The organism is Aromatoleum evansii (genome assembly GCF_012910805.1).
In the GTDB taxonomy this organism is placed as follows: Bacteria; Pseudomonadota; Gammaproteobacteria; order Burkholderiales; family Rhodocyclaceae; genus Aromatoleum; species Aromatoleum evansii.
The window spans coordinates 1-398 of sequence record NZ_WTVK01000284.1; the positions used below are offsets into that span (position 1 = coordinate 1).

General features: G+C 72.6%; 1 protein-coding gene. It reads right to left on the reverse strand.

Going from position 1 to position 398, the window contains the following annotated elements; translation table 11 throughout:
• Positions 1-95 precede the first annotated feature (95 nt).
• Positions 96-398: FtsX-like permease family protein (locus GO615_RS30090; RefSeq protein ID WP_169133115.1), on the reverse strand; the 303-nt coding region annotated here is incomplete at its 5' end.

Sequence of the window (398 nt, forward strand, 5' to 3'; positions counted from 1 at the left end):
GTCTCTACGTCGTGCTGACGCGCGCCGTCAGCGCCCTGAGTGTCGTCCACGCGCGCCCGATCCCGGCGCCGCTGACGTCGTGAGAGCGCACCCGGTCACGGCGCGCTGATCGCGGCGAGAACGTTGAGTTTCGCGGCGCGCCGCGCCGGCCACCAGGCGGCGAGGACGCCGACGAGGGCGGCGAGCAGGAGGAAGAGCGCGAGCCGCAGCCACGGGATGACGAGCACGTCGACGCCCGAGTTCGCCTGCGTGCGCTGGAACAACACCCCGAAGATCGTGCCGAGCACGACACCGATGACGGCGCCGACGAGCGAGATCGTCACCGCCTCGAGGCGCACCATGGAGCGCAACTGCGAGCGGGCGAGGCCGACGGCGCGCAGCAGGCCGATCTCGCGGGT